Origin of the sequence: Escherichia sp. E10V5 (assembly GCF_004212315.1) — a bacterium.
Classification (GTDB): domain Bacteria; phylum Pseudomonadota; class Gammaproteobacteria; order Enterobacterales; family Enterobacteriaceae; genus Escherichia.
Map to the genome: position 1 here is coordinate 118,361 of NZ_RHJM01000015.1, position 16,054 is coordinate 134,414.

Genomic DNA, 16,054 nt, shown 5'->3' on the forward strand with positions numbered 1-16,054 from the left:
TCGCAAGACACAATCCACACAGTTAAACCGGGTATCCTTCCCCGGCTCTACTTTTATTTCCAAACCCGATGCCGATGCAGCCACATCAGCTTATACGCCGCCGGGATAATAAACAGCGATAGCAGAGGTGCGGTGATCATGCCGCCAATCATCGGCGCGGCGATGCGGCTCATCACCTCTGAACCCGCTCCCGTTCCCCACAGAATCGGCAGCAGACCAGCGATAATCACCGCCACAGTCATCGCTTTCGGGCGCACGCGCAGTACCGCTCCGTGATACAACGCCTCATCCAGCTTCTGCTCGCTGAATGTTTGCGGATTATTCAGCGACGGCTCGGCCTCTATGGCGTGACGTAAATACATCAGCATCACCACGCCAAATTCGGCGGCGACCCCAGCAAGGGCAATAAAACCGGTGCCCGTCGCCACGGAAAGATGAAAGCCCATCCACCACAGCAACCAGATGCCGCCCACCAGCGCAAACGGTACGCTGCTGATAATCAGCAACGCTTCGCCCACCCGACGGAACGCCAGATACAACAGCACGAAGATGATCATCAGCGTCATCGGCACCATGAGTTTCAGCTTATGGTTGGCACGCTCCAGCAACTCAAACTGCCCGGAAAACGCCACGCTGGTGCCCGGTTTTAACTGCACTTTCTCGGCAATCGCTTTTTGCAGATCGTGAACCACCGACACCATGTCACGATCGCGGGCATCGATATAAATCCAGCTCGTCGGGCGCGCATTCTCGGTTTTCAGCATCGACGGTCCGGTAGAGACTTTAACGTCGGCCACGTCTGCGAGGGTAATTTGCTGCTTCATCGGCGTCAGGATCGGCAGCTGACGCAGCGCCTGCGGACTATCGCGCCAGCTTTGCGGATAACGCAGATTAATTGGATAACGGGCAATCCCTTCCACCGTTTCGCCAACCATCGCCCCGCCCACTGCAGAAGTCACAAACAACTGCACATCCGCCACCGTCATACCGTAACGCGCGGCTTTTTCACGGTTAATCTCGACGTTGATATAGCGCCCACCTTCCAGACGCTCGGCAAGAGCAGAAGCCACGCCTGGCACCGTTCGCGCCACTTCTTCAATTTGCTCCGCCATCGCGTCGATATCCGCCAGCACAGTGCCGGAAACTTTAATGCCGATGGGGCTTTTAATGCCGGTTGAGAGCATATCGATACGGTTACGAATTGGCGGCACCCACAGATTCGCCAGCCCCGGCAGACGCACGGTGTTATCCAGTTCCTCAATGATTTTGTCCATCGTCATGCCTGGCCGCCACTGATCCTGCGGCTTAAGCTGGATGGTCGTTTCGACCATCTCCAGCGGAGCAGAATCGGTGGCGGTTTCCGCTTTCCCGGTTTTGCCAAATACCCGCGCCACTTCCGGCACGCTCATAATCAGCTTGTCGGTTTTTTGCAGCATACTCGCCGCCTCTGCTGCGGAAATCCCCGGCAGCGTCGATGGCATATACAACAAGTCGCCTTCATTGATCTGCGGTAAAAATTCCCCGCCAACTTTATTGAGCGGCCAGATAACCGTCAGCACCGAAAGTGCCGCCACCAGCAGCGTGGTTTTTGGCCAGTGCAATACTTTCAGCAACAGCGGATGATAAATACGAATCAAAAAGCGATTGAGCGGGTTACTGCTTTCTGGCGGAATTTTGCCACGGATCCAGTACCCCATCAGGATAGGGATCACTACGATCGCCAGCAGCGCCGCCCCCGCCATCGCATAAGTTTTGGTGAACGCCAGCGGGCCAAATAGACGCCCTTCCTGCCCTTCCAGGGTGAAGATCGGGATAAACGACAGCGTGATAATCAGCAGACTGATAAACAGCGCCGGACCTACTTCAACAGATGCATCGGTGATCACCTGCCAGCGCGTTTTATTATCCAGCGTGGCGTCAGGATGCTGGTGCAGCCACTCTTCGAGCCGTTTATGTGCATTCTCGATCATGACGATAGCGGCATCGACCATCGCCCCGACGGCAATCGCAATGCCGCCCAGCGACATAATATTGGCATTCAGCCCCTGGAAGTGCATGACAATAAAAGCAATACACAACCCCAGCGGCAACGAAATAATCGCCACCAGCGCCGAGCGCACATGCCAGAGAAACAGCGCGCAGACTACCGCCACCACAATAAACTCTTCCAGCAACTTGCCGCTGAGGTTGTCGATGGCGCGGTCAATGAGCTGGCTGCGATCGTATGTTGTAACTATCTCCACGCCTTCCGGCAGACTGCTTTTCAGCGTTTCCAGTTTGTCCTTCACGGCGGCGATCACTTCACGGGCGTTTTTGCCGGAGCGCAGGATCACCACCCCGCCAGCCACTTCGCCTTCGCCGTTCAGTTCGGCAATGCCCCGGCGCATTTCCGGTCCAATCTGGACCTTGGCAACATCACGCAGATAAACAGGCACGCCATTTTCACTGGCTTTTAAAACGATGTGATTAAAGTCGTCGAGCGTTTGCAGATAGCCGCTGGCGCGCACCATATATTCCGCTTCCGCCAGTTCGATCGACGAACCGCCCGCTTCCTGGTTTGAAGTATCCAGCGCATTTTTCACTTCGGCGAGACTGATGCCATATTGCGCCAGGCGCTGGGGATCGATAACCACCTGATACTCTTTTACCACACCGCCCACCGACGCCACTTCCGCAACGTCAGGGATGGTTTTTAGCTCATATTTGAGAAACCAGTCCTGCAATGAGCGTAAATCGGCCAGATCGTGCTTACCGCTGCGATCCACCAGTGCATATTCATAGATCCAGCCAACACCCGTGGCATCTGGCCCCAGCTCGGCGCTGACTCCCGCAGGCAGCTTACCCTGTACCTGGTTGAGGTACTCCAGCACCCGCGAGCGCGCCCAGTACGGATCGGTGCCATCTTCGAAAATGACATATACATAAGAGTCGCCAAACTGCGAGAAACCGCGCACAGTCTTCGCGCCAGGCACCGACAACATGGTGGTGGTTAGCGGATAAGTCACCTGATTTTCAACGATTTGCGGTGCCTGACCGGGATAGCTGGTTTTAATAATCACCTGCACATCGGAGAGATCCGGCAGCGCATCCACTGGCGTGTTAATGATGGTCCAGGTACCCCAGATACTTAGAAACAACGCGCCCATCAGCACCAGAAAACGGTTTGCCACCGAGCGACGAATAATCCATTCAATCATTGGTTATTCCCTCAATGCGCATGGGTAGCACTTTCAGAGCGCATCCGCTCCAGAGCGCCAGAAATATTGGCTTCAGAATCAATCAGGAACAGGCCGCTGGAAACCACCTTTTCACCTTCCGCCAGACCAGAGCGTAACGCGGTGACGCCTTGTGATGACTGGAAAACGGCAACGCGTTTCGGTACAAAGCGCCCGTCGGCATCAACGGTAATCACCCGCTGTTCGCTGCCGGTATCTATCAGCGCCTGTGACGGAATGAGCAGCATCGGTTCGCTGGCAGTGTTGAGTTGCAACCAGGCGTTCATGCCCGGTTTTAGCGCCTCGTCGGCGTTGTCGACTTCCAGACGCAGCTGCAGCGTGCGGGTCGCGGCATCCACGCCGGGTAGCAGCGTCCATTTGCGGATGGTGAGTGTTTTATCGGGTCGCGCCGGAACGGTGAGCGTAAACTGCGAGGCATCTTTCACCAGCCAGGCGATGGATTCCGGGATCGCAGCAGTGACCCACACCGGGTCCATACCCTGAATTTTCGCGACCACGTTATCTTTGGCAATATTCATACCCGCGCGCAGATCAAACGCGGTGATCACGCCATCAATGGGCGCTTTGAGCGTAAAGCGAGTCTGGATTTTTTGCGTGGTAATCAGGCGGCGAATATCCGCCTCCGGCATTCCCGCCAGTCGCAGCCGCTCAAGAATGCCTTCGGTCTGGGTCGCCGTACCGCCAGTTTCGCGCAGCAGTAAATACTCACTCTGCGCTTCCACCCAGTCGGGAATGGTCAGGTCGAGAAGCGGCGCGCCCTTTTTCACTTTATCGCCTACGGTAAGCGGATAAACCTTATCGATAAACCCGGCGGCGCGGGCCTGCACAATGGCATACTGATACTCGTTGTAACTGACATTCGCCGGAAAACTCTGGGCAAAAGTCAGCGGCCCGCGCGTGACGGTAGCCGTTTTCACCCCCAGATTTTGCGTCTGGGTCGGGTCAATGCGCACACCAGACGCAGAACTCTCTTCATCGGCATATTTCGGCACCAGATCCATATCCATAAACGGCGATTTACCTGGTTTATCGAACCGTGTATTGGGATACATCGGGTCGTACCAGAATAAGACTTTACGTTCGGCGGTCGGCGTTTTTTCTGCAGGCGGTTCCGCCTTTGCAAACCAGGTAAAACCTGCCGCAGAAATAATACCGCCCGCGATCATGCTGCCGATAATAAGCGCGATTTTTTTCATCTCATTAAACCTGGGTTACTGGCTGACTTTAATATCCTGTAATAAAGAAAGGTTGCCCTGCTGGACAAAATTAAACGCCACTTTGTCGCCGGTTTTAATTTCACTCATTTTCGTCTGCGGGGTGATAGTAAAGCGCATGGTCATCTCCGGCCAGTTCACGGCAGCAATCGGATCGTGATGGATGGTGATTTTTTTGCTTTCCAGATCAATACCTTTTACCACGCCAGTGGCGCTAATAACCTGTGGTTGTGCTTCGCTCATGGTTTCATGATGATGTTCGTTAGCCTGGGCATTAAAGCCAATAACGGTAAACAGACTGAACATTGCGACTTGCAGTGCTTTTTTCATTTATTCTCTCCTGGAGTTAAAAATTATTGCTGCCAACCGCCACCAAGTGCGGTATATAAAGAAATTTCGTTAACCTGACGGGCATAATTCAGGTCAAGTAAAGTTTGTCGGGTTGCAAATAAAGAACGTTCGGCATCCAGCACTTCCAGATAACTTACCGCGCCGTGCTGATATAATGCCCGCGCCCGTTGCAAAGTAATTTGCAGCGATGCCAGATAACGCTGCTGGGCGCTGATTTGATCGTTCAGGCTTTGACGTAATGCCAGCGCATCTGCCACTTCTTTAAAAGCATTCTGGATTTTCTGTTCATAATTCACCACCGACTGCTGCTGGCGAATTTCGGCGATATCCAGATTTGCCTGGTTGCGTCCGGCATTAAAAATGGGGATCTCAATTTTGGGAATAAAATTCCACATCCCGCTGCTGGCGTTAAATAATGACGACAGATCGCTGCTGGCGGTCGATATTCCGCTGGTCAGGTTTATAGACGGGAAAAATGCCGCACGTGCTGCGCCAATATTGGCATTAGCCGCCATTAACGCGTGTTCAGCTTCCATAATATCCGGGCGCTGCAATAAAATTTGCGACGACAAGCCCGCCGGTAATTTAACGCTTTGCAGGCTTCCGCTGTTTACTGTCTGCGCTTGCGGCAGCTTGCCGTAGCTACCCAGTAACAGTTGCAATGCATTATTCGCCTGCGCCAGTTCACCCTGACGTTTAGCGATGTCGCTGCGGGTACTTTCTATCACTCCGCGAGCCTGTTCCAGCGCCAGAACATTGCTGCTACCGGTCAACAATTGTTTTTCGACAAACGCATATGACTGCTGATAATTACGCAGCGTTTCTTCGGCTATTTGCAATTGCGCATAAGCCAGCTGCTGATTGAAATAGCTTTGCGCGACATTAGAAACCAGCAGAATATGCACCGCGCGTCGGGCTTCCTCAGTGGCTAAATAATTCTGTCGCTCGGCTTCACTCATGTTCTTTAAACGACCGAAAAAATCGAGGTCAAAGCTGGCGTTAAGGCCAGTCGAGAACTCCCGCGTCGTTGCGGAATCGCCTTTAAGATTGCCGCTCCAGCTGCCGCTGCCCTCGCCATTGAGCTGTGGGTAGCGTTCGGCATCGGTCAGACGATATTGCGCCCGCGCCTCCCGAACTTTCAGCGTCGCCATGCGCAAATCCCGGTTATTCACCAGCGCCTCGCTAATCAGCGTCTTCACCTGATTATCAACAAAAAAGGTGCGCCAGCCCGCGTTCTGGTAGTTATCCGCTGCGTTAACCAGGCCGTTCTGGCTGAGTGAGAACTGCTGCGGCACGGGCATTGCCGGACGCTGATAATCCGGTGCCAGTGAGCAACCGCTTAGCGCAAGGGCCACACAAAGTGTCAGGAATTTACAATGAGACATAGGCGCATAATTTCTGGTGATTTTATGCCGCCAACTTTACTCGCCAGGCTCTGATTTTCCGGTGACAGGAAAATGACAAAATTGTCATTTTACCAATAAGCGATTGCCATCTGATCCCGCTACTCTAGAATTGCCCGGGCAACATGCGGAGGAAATATGAAACTGTTGATTGTCGAAGATGAAAAGAAAACCGGAGAATACTTGACCAAAGGGTTAACCGAAGCCGGTTTTGTGGTCGATTTGGCCGACAACGGGCTGAATGGCTACCATCTGGCGATGACCGGTGATTATGACCTGATAATCCTCGATATTATGCTGCCGGACGTGAACGGCTGGGATATCGTGCGCATGTTGCGTTCCGCCAATAAAGGGATGCCGATTCTGTTGCTTACCGCGCTTGGCACCATTGAACATCGCGTCAAAGGGCTGGAGCTGGGAGCGGATGACTATCTGGTGAAGCCGTTCGCTTTTGCTGAACTGCTGGCGCGGGTGCGCACTCTACTGCGGCGCGGGGCGGCGGTGATTATCGAAAGTCAGTTTCAGGTTGCCGATTTGATGGTCGATCTCGTCAGCCGCAAAGTCACCCGCAGCGGCACGCGCATCACTTTGACCAGTAAAGAATTTACTCTGCTGGAGTTTTTCCTTCGTCATCAGGGCGAAGTGCTGCCCCGCTCGCTTATCGCCTCGCAGGTGTGGGACATGAATTTCGACAGCGACACCAACGCCATTGATGTGGCGGTGAAGCGGCTGCGCGGCAAAATCGACAACGACTTTGAACCAAAGCTGATTCAAACCGTGCGCGGCGTAGGCTATATGCTTGAGGTGCCGGATGGCCAGTAAGCCGTTTCAGCGCCCATTTTCACTGGCAACCCGCCTGACCTTTTTTATCAGCCTTGCCACCATCGCGGCGTTTTTCGCCTTTGCCTGGATCATGATCCACTCGGTAAAAGTGCATTTTGCCGAGCAGGATATTAATGATTTAAAAGAGATTAGCGCTACCCTTGAACGGGTACTTAATCACCCTGACGAAACGCAAGCCCGACGCTTAATGACGCTGGAAGATATCGTCAGTGGTTATTCCAACGTGTTGATTTCCCTGGCAGATAGCCAGGGTAAAACGGTGTATCACTCCCCCGGTGCGCCGGATATCCGCGAATTTGCTCGTGACGCAATACCCGATACAGATGCCCAAGGTGGCGAAGTGTTTCTCCTCTCCGGCCCGACGATTATGATGCCGGGCCACGGTCACGGGCATATGGAACACAGCAACTGGCGGATGATTAGCTTGCCGGTTGGCCCGCAGGCGGACGGCAAACCGATTTATACGCTCTACATCGCGCTTTCGATCGATTTTCATCTTCATTACATAAATGATTTGATGAATAAACTTATTATGACCGCATCGATCATCAGCATCCTGATCGTCTTTATCGTGCTGTTGGCGGTACATAAAGGTCACGCGCCGATCCGCAGCGTCAGCCGTCAAATCCAGAATATCACCTCGAAAGATCTCGACGTTCGCCTCGACCCGCAGACCGTGCCGATTGAGCTGGAACAGTTGGTATTGTCGTTCAACCATATGATTGAGCGCATTGAGGATGTCTTTACCCGCCAGTCCAATTTCTCAGCGGATATCGCTCACGAAATTCGCACGCCGATTACTAATCTCATTACGCAAACGGAAATCGCCCTCAGCCAGTCGCGCAGCCAGAAAGAGCTGGAAGATGTGCTCTACTCTAATCTCGAAGAGCTGACGCGAATGGCGAAAATGGTCAGCGATATGCTGTTTCTCGCCCAGGCCGATAACAACCAGTTAATCCCCGAAAAGAAAATGCTCAACCTGGCGGATGAAGTCGGCAAAGTGTTCGATTTTTTCGAGGCGTTAGCGGAAGATCGCGGCGTGGAGCTGCGGTTTGTTGGCGACGAATGTCAGGTTGCGGGCGATCCGCTGATGCTGCGTCGGGCGTTAAGCAACCTGCTTTCTAATGCCCTGCGTTATACGCCAACCGGAGAGACAATTGTAGTGCGCTGCCAGACGGTCGATCACCAGGTGCAAGTTACCGTCGAAAACCCCGGTACGCCGATTGCGCCCGAACACTTACCGAGATTGTTTGACCGTTTCTACCGCGTTGACCCCTCCCGCCAGCGAAAAGGCGAAGGTAGCGGCATTGGGCTGGCGATAGTGAAATCGATTGTTGTCGCGCATAAAGGCACGGTTGCGGTAACGTCGGATGCGCGGGGGACAAGGTTTGTTATCACATTACCCGCTTAATCATTCAGCAATCGGCAGCTTTTATAACCAGTGTAAAAATAACGTGCCGCAATAGTCATACCTATTAACGGTAAAAAGCTGTCACAATTCATAAAAAACCTTAATATACGCCACCCTAAACATAACCAGCGTTAATGTAAGGTTTTTGTGTGGACTGGCTTCTTGATGTTTTTGCTACCTGGCTCTACGGCTTAAAAGTAATCGCGATAACGTTAGCGGTCATAATGTTCATCAGCGGGCTGGACGATTTTTTCATTGATGTCGTCTACTGGGTACGCCGCATTAAGCGCAAGTTGAGTGTTTATCGCCGCTACCCGCGAATGAGTTACCGCGAACTGTATAAGCCGGATGAAAAACCATTAGCGATTATGGTTCCGGCGTGGAACGAAACAGGCGTCATCGGCAATATGGCCGAGCTGGCAGCGACCACGCTCGACTACGAAAACTATCATATCTTTGTTGGCACTTACCCCAACGACCCTGACACTCAGCGTGATGTTGACGAAGTGTGCGCTCGCTTCCCGAACGTGCACAAGGTGGTCTGCGCGCGTCCTGGCCCCACCAGTAAAGCAGACTGTCTGAACAATGTGCTGGATGCCATTACCCAGTTTGAACGTAGCGCCAATTTCGCCTTTGCTGGTTTTATCCTGCATGATGCTGAAGACGTGATTTCGCCAATGGAATTGCGTCTGTTCAACTATCTGGTCGAGCGTAAAGATCTGATTCAGATCCCGGTGTATCCGTTCGAACGCGAATGGACGCACTTCACCAGCATGACCTATATCGATGAGTTTTCAGAACTGCATGGCAAAGATGTTCCGGTGCGTGAAGCTCTCGCCGGACAGGTGCCTAGCGCAGGCGTCGGTACCTGCTTCAGCCGCCGCGCCGTGACCGCGCTGTTAGCCGACGGTGACGGTATCGCTTTCGACGTGCAGAGTCTTACTGAAGATTACGACATTGGTTTCCGCCTGAAAGAGAAAGGTATGACGGAAATTTTTGTCCGTTTTCCGGTGGTGGACGAAGCCAAAGAACGCGAGCAGCGTAAATTTTTACAGCACGCGCGGACATCAAACATGATCTGCGTGCGCGAATATTTCCCCGATACCTTTTCGACTGCGGTTCGGCAAAAGTCTCGTTGGATCATCGGCATTGTTTTCCAGGGTTTTAAAACTCACAAATGGACCTCCAGCCTGACGCTGAACTACTTTCTCTGGCGCGACCGCAAAGGGGCAATCAGTAACTTTGTCAGCTTCCTCGCGATGCTGGTAATGATCCAGCTTTTGCTGTTGCTGGCGTATGAAAGCTTGTGGCCTGATGCCTGGCATTTCCTTTCTATCTTCAGCGGCAGTGCATGGTTTATGACCCTGCTGTGGCTAAACTTTGGCTTGATGGTTAACCGCATTGTGCAGCGGGTGATTTTTGTCACCGGCTACTACGGTTTGACACAGGGCCTGCTTTCCATCCTGCGTCTGTTCTGGGGCAACCTGATTAACTTTATGGCTAACTGGCGCGCGCTGAAACAGGTTCTTCAGCACGGCGATCCGCGTCGCGTGGCGTGGGATAAAACGACGCACGATTTCCCCAGCGTGACTGGCGATACCCGTTCGTTGCGCCCATTAGGTCAAATTCTGCTGGAAAATCAGGTCATCACCGAAGAGCAACTCGATACAGCACTGCGTAATCGTGTCGAAGGTTTACGTCTCGGCGGTTCGATGCTAATGCAAGGATTGATCAGCGCCGAACAACTGGCGCAAGCGCTGGCTGAACAAAACGGCGTGGCGTGGGAATCCATCGATGCCTGGCAGATCCCTTCTTCGCTGATTGCCGAAATGCCGGCCTCCGTGGCGCTACATTATGCGGTGCTGCCGCTGCGTCTGGAAAATGATGAGTTAATTGTCGGTAGTGAAGACGGTATTGACCCGGTTTCTCTGGCGGCGCTGGCGCGTAAGGTCGGACGGAAAGTACGTTACGTCATTGTTCTGCGTGGACAAATTGTCACTGGATTACGTCACTGGTATGCACGTCGGCGCGGCCACGATCCACGGGCAATGTTGTACAATGCGGTTCAGCATCAGTGGCTCACGGAACAGCAGGCCGGTGAAATCTGGCGGCAATATGTGCCGCATCAATTCCTGTTCGCCGAAATACTGACCACGCTCGGTCATATTAATCGTTCAGCCATTAACGTGTTGTTATTGCGCCATGAACGCAGTTCTCTGCCGCTCGGCAAGTTTTTGGTCACCGAAGGCGTTATCAGCCAGGAAACGTTGGATCGCGTACTGTCAATTCAACGCGAATTACAAGTTTCGATGCAATCATTATTACTTAAAGCAGGTTTAAACACAGAACAGGTTGCGCAACTGGAGTCCGAAAATGAAGGAGAATAACCTTAATCGCGTCATCGGATGGTCTGGTTTACTGCTGACGTCTTTATTGAGTACCAGCGCACTCGCAGACAATATCGGCACCAGCGCAAAAGAGCTGGGGCTGAGCGACTATCGCCATTTTGTTATTTATCCCCGTCTCGATAAGGCGCTGAAGGCACAGAAAAATAACGACGAAGCAACCGCCATCCGCGAATTTGAATATATACACCAGCAGGTGCCGGATAATATTCCGTTGACGTTATATCTGGCGGAAGCTTATCGCCATTTTGGTCATGATGACCGCGCGCGATTATTGCTTGAGGATCAACTGAAACGTCACCCAGGGGATGCCCGGCTTGAGCGAAATCTGGCGGCAATTCCAGTGGAAGTGAAAAGCGTCACTACTGTTGAAGAGTTGCTCGCCCAGCAAAAAGCGTGCGATGCTGCACCGACCCTGCGTTGTCGCAGTGAAGTCGGGCAGAATGCGCTGCGGCTGGCGCAGTTGCCTGTCGCCAGAGCGCAACTGAACGATGCAACGTTTGCCGCATCGCCGGAAGGAAAAACGCTGCGAACCGATCTACTGCAACGGGCAATCTACCTGAAACAATGGTCGCAGGCAGATACGCTATACAATGAAGCACGCCAGCAGAATACATTAAACGCGGCAGAGCGCCGTCAGTGGTTTGACGTTCTTCTTGCCGGAGAACTGGACGATCGGATCCTTGCTCTGCAATCAGTGGGGATCTTCACCGATCCACAGTCATACATTACTTACGCGACCGCGCTGGCTTATCGTGGCGAAAAAGCACGTCTCCAGCGTTATCTCGCTGAAAACACGCCGCTGTTTACCACGGACGCACAAGAGAAAAGCTGGCTCTATCTGTTATCGAAATACAGCGCCAATCCCGTGCAGGCATTGGCGAATCATCAGGTACAGTTTGCCGATAACCGCCAGTATGTTGTTGGCGCAACGCTACCGGTGCTGTTAAAAGAAGGTCAGTACGACGCGGCGCAAAGACTGCTCGCTACCCTCCCCGCCGATGAAATGCTTGAAGAGCGTTATACCATCAGCGTGGCGACCCATAATAAAGGAGAAGCGCTGCGTCTGGCACGATTGTTGTCTCAGCGAGAACCGGCAAATCTTACCCGACTGGATCAACTCACCTGGCAACTGATGCAGGCCGGGCAGTCACGCGAAGCTGCCGATTTATTATTGCAACGCTATCCCTTCCAGGGCGATGCGCGTGTCAGCCAGACTTTAATGACACGGCTGGCTTCTCTGCTGGAAAGTCATCCTTACCTGGCGACGCCTGCAAAAGTGGCGATTTTATCGAAACCCTTGCCGCTGGCGGCGCAACGTCAGTGGCAAAGCCAGTTACCGGGTATTGCGGATAATTGCCCGGCAATCGTTCGTTTGCTTGGGGATATGTCACCTTCTTACGATGCTGCCGCCTGGAACCGCCTGGCGAAATGTTATCGGGAAACACTCCCCGGCGTGGCGTTATATGCATGGCTTCAGGCGGAAAAAAGGCAACCGAACGCCTGGCAACATCGCGCCGTGGCTTATCAGGCTTACCAGGTGGAAGATTACAGCACCGCCCTGGCGGCCTGGGAGAAAATCAGCCTTCACGAAATGAGCAATGAGGATCTGCTCGCCGCCGCCAATACCGCTCAGGCGGCGGGAAATGGCGCGGCTCGCGATCGCTGGCTTCAACAGGCAGAACAACGCGGGCTGGGAAACAATGCCCAATACTGGTGGCTGCATGCGCAACGTTATATCCCAGCTCAGCCAGAACTTGCACTGAACGATCTCACTCGCTCAATTAACATTGCGCCTTCTGCCAATGCTTACGTCGCGCGGGCAACGATTTATCGGCAACGTCATAATGTCTCAGCGGCAGTGAGCGATCTGCGCGCCGCGCTTGAACTGGAGCCCAATAACAGCAACACCCAGGCGGCGCTCGGCTACGCCCTGTGGGATAGTGGTGATATCGCGCAGTCGCGGGAGATGCTGGAACAGGCGCATAAAGGACTACCGGACGATCCGGCACTGATCCGACAACTGGCCTACGTGAATCAACGTCTGGATGATATGCCTGCGACGCAGCACTACGCACGGCAGGTGATTGATGACATTGATAATCAGGCGCTGATTACACCGCTAACGCCGGAACAAAATCAACAACGCTTTAATTTCCGTCGTTTGCATGAGGATACCGGTCGCCGCTGGAGTTTTAATTTTGATTCCTCTATCGGGTTACGCTCAGGGGCAATAAGCTCGGCAAGCAATAATGTCGGCGGTTCGGCGCCAGGTAAAAGCTATCGCAGTTACGGGCAGCTGGAAGCGGAGTACCGCATCGGGCGCAATATGCTGCTGGAAGGCGACCTGCTCTCGGTTTATAGCCGCGTCTTTGCCGATACCGGAGAAAACGGAGTGATGATGCCGGTGAAAAATCCGATGTCAGGCACCGGATTGCGCTGGAAGCCGCTGCGCGATCAGATCTTTTTCCTCGCCGTTGAACAGCAGTTCCCACTAAACGGGCAAAATGGCGCCTCCGACACCATGCTGCGTGCCAGCGCCTCGTTCTTTAACGGCGGAAAATACAGCGATGAGTGGCACCCGAACGGTTCTGGCTGGTTTGCGCAAAACCTGTATCTCGATGCGGCGCAATATTTTCGTCAGGATATTCAGGCGTGGACGGCAGATTATCGAGTTAGCTGGCACCAGAAGGTAGCGAACGGGCAGACTATTGAACCTTACGCTCACGTACAAGGTAACGGCTATCGGGATAAAGGTACTCAGGGCGCGCAGGTGGGCGGCGTCGGCGTTCGCTGGAACATCTGGACCGGCGAGACGCACTACGACGCCTGGCCGCACAAAGTCAGTCTCGGCGTCGAATATCAACATACCTTTAAGGCGATTAATCAACGTACAGGGGAGCGCAACAACGCGTTTCTCACCATTGGAGTGCACTGGTAAATGCGTAAGTTAATTTTCGTATTGCTGACACTTTTGTTGGTCAGTCCTTTTTCCTTTGCGATGAAAGGTATTATCTGGCAGCCACAAAATCGCGATAGTCAGGTCACCGACGCCCAGTGGCGTGGGTTGATGAGTCAGTTGCATTTGCAAGGATTCGACACCCTGATTCTGCAATGGACCCGTTACGGCGATGCGTTCACCCAGCCAGAACAGCGGGCATTATTGTTTAAGCGTGCCGCAGCTGCGCAACAAGCTGGCCTGAAGCTGATTGTTGGTTTGCATGCCGATCCGGAATTTTTTCTGCATCAGAAGCAGTCGTCCGCGGCGCTGGAGAGCTATCTTAATCGCTTGCTGGTCGCCGATCTCCAGCAGGCCAGATTATGGAGCGCCGCACCCGGCGTTACGCCGGATGGCTGGTATATCAGCGCAGAAATTGACGACCTGAACTGGCGCAGCGAAGCCGCTCGCCAGCCATTGCTGAAGTGGTTAAACAACTCACAACGGCTGATCAGTGATGTTTCGGCGAAACCGGTTTATATCAGTAGCTTTTTCGCCGGAAACATGTCGCCCGATGGCTATCGGCAACTGCTTGAACAAGTGAAATCTACTGGCATCCACGTCTGGGTTCAGGATGGTAGCGGCGTCGATAAACTTACTGCCGAACAGCGTGAGCGTTATCTGCAGGCCAGTGCCGATTGCCAAACTTTCTCCCCCGCCAGCGGCGTTGTTTATGAACTGTTTGTCGCCGGTAAAGGTAAAACCTTTGAAGCAAAACCAAAACCGGATGCAGAAATTGCTTCGCTGTTAGCGAAACGTTCCTCCTGCGGCAAAGACACGCTCTATTTCTCCCTGCGCTATTTGCCTGTCGCTCACGGCATTCTTGAGTATTAATGATTTAAGGGAGCAACTTTGCTTGCTCCTTTCCTTTTCACTTTCCTGGTCAGAATCCTGTAAATATTAATTGGACACAAATAATCGGTGTAGCCACTACTCAGAGGCATTATATAATCATATTCATGCCACCATATAATCTTTAAATAAGAACAATTACTCATCAGTTGCATTAGTATATTCCTTTACACGGAAATATACTTTTATCTAATACACAAAGAGAGTCAATGATGAGTAAAATTACAGGTGTTTTAGTTGATAACCATATCTATGATATTAAAAATGATATGAAGGGTGGTTACAATTTTCCTAATAGCCTGTTCCCAGGCGCCACCTTCAAGATGGTCATTGATAATGACCCCGTTAATAATGACAAGGTAATATGGAGCTGTAGCACTGATGCAGGCAATAATGCTCTGGCGGTTAGTCAGGATGGCACAGTGACTTTTCCGAATGTAGATGAAAGGTGCGTTTGGAAGATTTTTGCTATTTTTGCCACTGATAAAATAACGAATAAATCCGCCGGCGCTTATACTTTTCTCGTGAAGCGTTTTTTCAAATACAGCATTGAAAATTATAAATCAGTTAAAAATATTTTACCGTGGATTGAAAACATGAACGGAGAATTTCCTGAAGCGCAGGATATCGACAGTTACGATTATAATGATCATAATTCAGGACATATTATCAAGCGAGAAGTTAACGCAGGACTTTTCCAGGAATGGGGCAATGTAGCTAATAGTGGATGGAACACAAATAGTGAGTGTGCAGGTATTTGTAGAATTTACGCTTTTAATAAAGAAAACAATACTTATTATTGGCTGAAAAATGATGGGTTCAGACAGGAATTGAGCGGGGGGTTCACTGCTCAGGCAGTTGCATCCTACAGTGAACCCATCGACTGATTGTGCTTTTTGTCCACTATCACTTGAATTATTGCAGCGTAAAAAAGCAGCCCATATAAACATACGGGCTGATGCATTTTATTAAACTCGAACGAAACTATTTTTAATGTGGTGCGCTTCGTGACAATAAGTTAATCACCAACACTCCGGCACAAATCAACATCATGCCTATAATGGCTGGCAGATCCAACCGTTGGCCGAAAAATCCCCAGGAAAGTAAACTAATCAGGACGATACCGACTCCTGACCAGATAGCATAAGCAATCCCTGTAGGAATATAAGCCAGCGTCTGAGCTAATAACCAGAATGATGCACAGTAACAAATAATTGTACCAACAGAGGGCCATAACCGTGTAAAACCCTCTGAAAACTTCATTAAGGTTGTACCAATGACCTCTGCAAGTATTGCACCACCAAGATAAATATAAGGGTTCATAGCCTATTCTTTCCTGTT

Annotated in this window: 11 protein-coding genes; 6 read left to right on the plus strand and 5 right to left on the minus strand. The window is 51.9% G+C overall.

Annotated features, from left to right (window positions below; translation table 11 throughout):
* Positions 1 to 53: 53 nt before the first annotated feature.
* From cusA to cusC, 4 genes are read right to left on the minus strand one after another with little or no spacing between them, the layout of a single operon-like run.
* Positions 54 to 3,197, minus strand: coding sequence for a Cu(+)/Ag(+) efflux RND transporter permease subunit CusA (cusA, locus tag D9738_RS12105; protein WP_130260262.1), 3,144 nt, complete (start codon positions 3,195 to 3,197; stop codon positions 54 to 56).
* An 11-nt stretch (positions 3,198 to 3,208) separates the two neighbouring features.
* Positions 3,209 to 4,432, minus strand: a complete 1,224-nt coding sequence (gene cusB, locus D9738_RS12110; protein WP_130260263.1) for a Cu(+)/Ag(+) efflux RND transporter periplasmic adaptor subunit CusB — start codon at positions 4,430 to 4,432, stop codon at positions 3,209 to 3,211.
* Positions 4,433 to 4,447: 15 nt separating this feature from the next.
* Entirely contained in the window at positions 4,448 to 4,780 is a 333-nt protein-coding gene (gene cusF, locus D9738_RS12115) for a Cu(+)/Ag(+) efflux RND transporter periplasmic metallochaperone CusF (RefSeq protein ID WP_000709870.1), read from the minus strand.
* 23 nt (positions 4,781 to 4,803) lie between these two features.
* Positions 4,804 to 6,186: a Cu(+)/Ag(+) efflux RND transporter outer membrane channel CusC gene (gene cusC, locus D9738_RS12120; protein WP_130260264.1), complete on the minus strand. Its 1,383-nt coding sequence runs from the start codon at positions 6,184 to 6,186 to the stop codon at positions 4,804 to 4,806.
* A 156-nt stretch (positions 6,187 to 6,342) separates the two neighbouring features.
* Between cusC and cusR the strand changes: the two genes are divergently transcribed.
* The 6 genes from cusR (at position 6,343) to D9738_RS12150 (ending at position 15,600) form a co-directional block, all read left to right on the plus strand.
* Positions 6,343 to 7,026, plus strand: a complete 684-nt coding sequence (gene cusR, locus D9738_RS12125; protein WP_000770953.1) for a copper response regulator transcription factor CusR — start codon at positions 6,343 to 6,345, stop codon at positions 7,024 to 7,026.
* Positions 7,016 to 8,458, plus strand: a complete 1,443-nt coding sequence (gene cusS, locus D9738_RS12130) for a Cu(+)/Ag(+) sensor histidine kinase CusS (RefSeq protein WP_130260265.1) — start codon at positions 7,016 to 7,018, stop codon at positions 8,456 to 8,458. Before cusR ends, cusS begins: the two co-directional genes overlap by 11 nt.
* Positions 8,459 to 8,607: 149 nt before the next feature.
* Positions 8,608 to 10,845 (plus strand): cyclic di-3',5'-guanylate-activated glycosyltransferase NrfB, encoded by a 2,238-nt coding sequence (gene nrfB / locus D9738_RS12135; protein ID WP_130206385.1) that lies wholly within the window; start codon positions 8,608 to 8,610, stop codon positions 10,843 to 10,845.
* Complete coding sequence (gene nfrA, locus D9738_RS12140; protein WP_130260266.1) at positions 10,832 to 13,804, plus strand: bacteriophage adsorption protein NfrA; 2,973 nt, start codon at positions 10,832 to 10,834, stop codon at positions 13,802 to 13,804. The genes nrfB and nfrA overlap by 14 nt, the downstream gene beginning before the upstream one ends.
* Positions 13,805 to 14,695, plus strand: coding sequence for a DUF4434 family protein (locus D9738_RS12145; protein WP_130260267.1), 891 nt, complete (start codon positions 13,805 to 13,807; stop codon positions 14,693 to 14,695).
* A 227-nt stretch (positions 14,696 to 14,922) separates the two neighbouring features.
* On the plus strand, positions 14,923 to 15,600 hold the full coding sequence (locus tag D9738_RS12150; RefSeq protein WP_130206379.1) for a hypothetical protein: 678 nt from the start codon (positions 14,923 to 14,925) through the stop codon (positions 15,598 to 15,600).
* 103 nt (positions 15,601 to 15,703) lie between these two features.
* On the opposite strand, the gene emrE is transcribed toward D9738_RS12150, so the two are convergent.
* Positions 15,704 to 16,036, minus strand: a complete 333-nt coding sequence (emrE, locus tag D9738_RS12155; RefSeq protein ID WP_001070440.1) for a multidrug efflux SMR transporter EmrE — start codon at positions 16,034 to 16,036, stop codon at positions 15,704 to 15,706.
* Between the last annotated feature and the right edge of the window lie 18 nt (positions 16,037 to 16,054).

Bases quoted from the DNA above. Each gene is read 5' to 3' on its own strand.
- cusA (WP_130260262.1), bottom strand. From the start codon at position 3,197: ATGATTGAATGGATTATTCGTCGCTCGGTGGCAAACCGTTTTCTGGTG.
- cusB (WP_130260263.1), bottom strand. From the start codon at position 4,432: ATGAAAAAAATCGCGCTTATTATCGGCAGCATGATCGCGGGCGGTATT.
- cusF (WP_000709870.1), bottom strand. From the start codon at position 4,780: ATGAAAAAAGCACTGCAAGTCGCAATGTTCAGTCTGTTTACCGTTATT.
- cusC (WP_130260264.1), bottom strand. From the start codon at position 6,186: ATGTCTCATTGTAAATTCCTGACACTTTGTGTGGCCCTTGCGCTAAGC.
- cusR (WP_000770953.1), top strand. From the start codon at position 6,343: ATGAAACTGTTGATTGTCGAAGATGAAAAGAAAACCGGAGAATACTTG.
- cusS (WP_130260265.1), top strand. From the start codon at position 7,016: ATGGCCAGTAAGCCGTTTCAGCGCCCATTTTCACTGGCAACCCGCCTG.
- nfrA (WP_130260266.1), top strand. From the start codon at position 10,832: ATGAAGGAGAATAACCTTAATCGCGTCATCGGATGGTCTGGTTTACTG.
- D9738_RS12145 (WP_130260267.1), top strand. From the start codon at position 13,805: ATGCGTAAGTTAATTTTCGTATTGCTGACACTTTTGTTGGTCAGTCCT.
- D9738_RS12150 (WP_130206379.1), top strand. From the start codon at position 14,923: ATGATGAGTAAAATTACAGGTGTTTTAGTTGATAACCATATCTATGAT.
- emrE (WP_001070440.1), bottom strand. From the start codon at position 16,036: ATGAACCCTTATATTTATCTTGGTGGTGCAATACTTGCAGAGGTCATT.